The 3,420-nt window shown below is 60.7% G+C and carries 4 protein-coding genes and 1 pseudogene; all 5 read left to right on the plus strand.

The genetic code is table 11. From position 1 onward, the window contains the following. Positions 1–155: pseudogene (locus EN780_RS40925) on the plus strand (molybdopterin-guanine dinucleotide biosynthesis protein B); the annotation flags it as partial. 213 nt (positions 156–368) lie between these two features. Continuing rightward, positions 369–1,151: an ABC transporter substrate-binding protein gene (locus EN780_RS30260; protein WP_127287049.1), complete on the plus strand. Its 783-nt coding sequence runs from the start codon at positions 369–371 to the stop codon at positions 1,149–1,151. Positions 1,152–1,261: 110 nt separating this feature from the next. Continuing rightward, the gene (locus EN780_RS30265) at positions 1,262–1,978 is read left to right on the plus strand and encodes an ABC transporter permease (protein WP_128276122.1); all 717 of its coding nucleotides are present in this window, start codon (positions 1,262–1,264) and stop codon (positions 1,976–1,978) included. Then, entirely contained in the window at positions 1,975–2,805 is an 831-nt protein-coding gene (locus EN780_RS30270) for an ABC transporter permease (RefSeq protein ID WP_128276123.1), read from the plus strand. The genes EN780_RS30265 and EN780_RS30270 overlap by 4 nt, the downstream gene beginning before the upstream one ends. Before the next feature lie 113 nt (positions 2,806–2,918). Continuing rightward, positions 2,919–3,420: NAD(P)-dependent oxidoreductase (locus tag EN780_RS30275; RefSeq protein WP_133372777.1), on the plus strand; the 502-nt coding region annotated here is incomplete at its 3' end.

Raw genomic sequence — 3,420 nt, forward strand, 5'->3', positions numbered from 1 at the left:
CCAAGGACAGGACGCCGCTGTCGGCCAGCGATCCCAACATCGTCGCCATTGCCGCGGACTTCGCCGCCGAAGGCGGGAGCCTGCCGGTCTTCGATCTCGACGACGTCGCATCGATAGCGGACTTCGTCGAAGGCGTCTCGGGTCTGCGGCGCTGAGCGCGTCGGCGAAATAACTTTCAGCCGCCGCTAAACTTGTTCCCGGCCTCTAACCTAGCGTCATCTTCGGCCGCAACTGCCAAGCCTGCAGCCTACTGTTTTGCAGTTGCTTTTTTCGGGGAAAGAGTGGGAGTATCGCCGCCAGCGGGCGGTCAAAAGCACCGCTCACAGAGCCGCACGGAACAGCGGCCCGGACAATATGAGAGGACTAACATGCGTATTGCACTGCGTATCGCGCTCGCCGCATCGGCCGCGCTGCTGACACTTGGCGTTGCCCAGGCTCAGGAAAAGACATTGCGGATCGGTACGGAGGGAGCCTATCCGCCCTTCAACAACCTGACCGCCGACGGCCAGCTCGTGGGCTTCGACGTCGACATCGCCAAGGCGCTCTGCGACGAGATGAAGGTGAAGTGCACCTTCGTAGCCCAGGATTGGGACGGCATTATCCCGGCACTGCAGGCCGGCAAGTTCGACGCCATCATCGCCTCGATGTCGATCACGCCGGAACGTGCCGAGAAGGTCGACTTCACCCACAAATACTACAACACGCCCCCGGCGATCGTCGCGCCGAAGGACAGCGACATCAAGGGTGTGACCAAGGAAGACCTGGCCGGCAAGACGATCGGCGTGCAGGCTTCGACGACGCATTTCAACTATTCGACCAAGACTTACACCGACAGCACGGTGAAGCCCTATCCGACCGCGCAGGAATATCAGCTCGACCTCGCCAATGGCCGCCTCGACGCCGCCAATGACGACATCGTCGTGCTGCAGCAGTGGCTGGATTCGCCCGACGGCGCTTGCTGCAAGCTGATCGGGGCGATCAAGCCGGTCGTCGAGATCCACGGTCCGGGCGCCGGCATTGCCGTACGCAAGGGCGAGACCGACCTGGTCAACCAGTTCAATGCCGCGATCGACGCGATCCGCGCCAACGGAAAATACAAGGAAATCAACGACAAGTACTTCAAGTTCGACGTCTACGGCGGCGATTCCTGACCCGCCGGGATTGACGACAGGGACGGGGGGGATGTTCCCGCCGTTCCCACGAGGATGCCGTGCATCAGGAGTGATGCACGGTCTTCAGGCAAGTGGGGACAGGCAGGCGGATGCAGCAGAGCGTATGGACGCTTCTCAGTTGGGGGCCTGATGGTTGGCTCGACGACATCGCCTCAGGTGCTGCTGTCACGGTTCTTCTGGCTCTCGCAACTCTTCCAATCGGTTTGACGATTGGCTTTTTCGTAGCGCTGGGAAAACAATCCGAGGAACCCTCGCTGCGCATCGCCGCCAACATCTACACGACGATCTTCCGTGGATTGCCCGAACTGGTGACGCTGTTTCTGTTTTTTTTCGGCGGCCCGCTGATCCTGCAATATCTCATCAGACTGGTAAGACCCGAGGCGACCATCGACGTTAACGCCTTCGTCGCCGGCATGATCGTGCTTGCCATCATCTTTTCGGCTTATGCTAGCGAGGTATTCCTTTCAGCGTTCCGGGCCATCCCAAAGGGCCAATATGAGGGCGGCTATGCAGTTGGCCTTTCATACGGGCAAACGATGCGCAAAGTGATTTTGCCGCAATTGGTTCGCATCGCCTTTCCGGGCCTGGAGAATTGCTGGCTGAGCCTGCTCAAGGACACGTCGCTGGTGTCGGTGGTCGGTTTGGCTGAAACGCTCCGTCAGGCTGGCGTGGCCGCACGCGTCACCAAACACACATTCCTGTTCTTCAGTGTGGCCGCCTCGGTATTTCTTATCTTGGCGGTTATTTCATCCTTTGCCACCGGCGCCATACAGCGCTCGCTTGCCCAGCGGGACGCGCGGCGATGAGCGTTGCGGCCGACGCCAAAAACGTTGTGGAACGGCCGCCCCCGCGAGCACGCGGCTGGCCGCGTTCCCGAATTGTCGGCTACGTGCTGATAGGCGTCTGGGTTGCCGCTGGCGGCGGCATTATCGCCTATCTGGCTTTCGCCTGGAACAGCGAACTCTTTGCCAAGTACGGCCCGAGCTACCTGCAAGGGCTCGGCGTCACGCTTTCGCTGGTTGGCATTTCGATTGTCCTTGGCGCCATACTGTCACTTCCAGTCGCCTATGCACGCATGTCGAAGAACCGGGTCTTGTCAGGTCTTGCCTATTGTTACGTCTATTTCTTTCGCGGAACGCCGCTGCTCGTCCAGACTTTTCTGGTCTATTATGGGGTCGGCTCGTTCAAGCCGCAACTCGAAATGGTTGGGCTGTGGGGCTTCTTCCGTGAGGCGTTCAACTGCGGCGTCTTTGCCTTTGCCCTGAACACGGCTGCCTATCAGGCTGAAATCCTACGCGGCGCCATCGAAAGCGTGCCAAGGGGCCAATGGGAGGGTGCCGCTTCGCTCGGCCTGCACAAATTGCAGACGTTGTGGAAGATCATCCTGCCGCAAGCATTGGTCGTCGCGCTGCGGCCGTATGGCAACGAGCTTATCCTGATGATCAAAGCGTCCGCGATCGTCGCCATTATCACCGTGTACGACCTGATGGGCATGGCAAAACTTACCTACGCGCGCACCTTCGATATCCAGGCCTATATCTGGGTCGCCGTCGTGTATCTGGTGATTGTCGAGGTGCTGCGCCACGCGATCGAATGGATCGAACGTCGGATCACCATTCACCTCAAGCGCTGATCGAAACCGCCTTTCTGCACCAGTCGATCGAGCGCTCCGCGCCTTGACGAATTCACCGCATGGCCTAGAGCTTGCGCCAGCAAAATCTGGTTCCCGTTTTGGAAGGCAAGCTCATGGCATCGGTGGCATTTCTCGGTCTTGGCGTCATGGGCTATCCGATGGCCGGGCACCTCAGGAACAAGGGCGGCCACGACGTCACCGTCTACAACCGCACCACGGCCAAGGCCGAGCAATGGGTCGGCCAGCACGGCGGAAAGCTGGCGCTGACGCCGGCCGAAGCGGCCGACGGCAAGGATTTTGTCTTCTCCTGCGTTGGCAATGACGACGACCTGCGCTCGGTGACGACCGGTGCCAAGGGCGCCTTCGCCTCGATGAAGAAGGGCTCCGTCTTCATCGACAACACCACCGCATCGGCCGAGGTCGCGCGCGAGTTGGATGAAGCCGCCCGAAGGGGCGGCTTCTCCTTCCTCGACGCGCCGGTCTCTGGCGGCCAGGCCGGCGCCGAGAACGGCGTGCTCACCGTCATGGTGGGCGGCGAGCAGGCAGCTTTCGACAAGGCGAAACCCGTCATCGAGGCTTTCGCCCGCATGGTCGGGCTGATGGGGCCGGCGGGGG

The sequence above is a fragment of the Mesorhizobium sp. M4B.F.Ca.ET.089.01.1.1 genome (genome assembly GCF_004022605.1).
GTDB lineage: Bacteria > Pseudomonadota > Alphaproteobacteria > Rhizobiales > Rhizobiaceae > Mesorhizobium > Mesorhizobium abyssinicae.

What these genes read in the sequence shown, in the direction of transcription:
- EN780_RS30260 (WP_127287049.1), top strand. Translation starts at nt 369, where the DNA reads ATGCGTATTGCACTGCGTATCGCGCTCGCCGCATCGGCCGCGCTGCTG.
- EN780_RS30265 (WP_128276122.1), top strand. Translation starts at nt 1,262, where the DNA reads ATGCAGCAGAGCGTATGGACGCTTCTCAGTTGGGGGCCTGATGGTTGG.
- EN780_RS30270 (WP_128276123.1), top strand. Translation starts at nt 1,975, where the DNA reads ATGAGCGTTGCGGCCGACGCCAAAAACGTTGTGGAACGGCCGCCCCCG.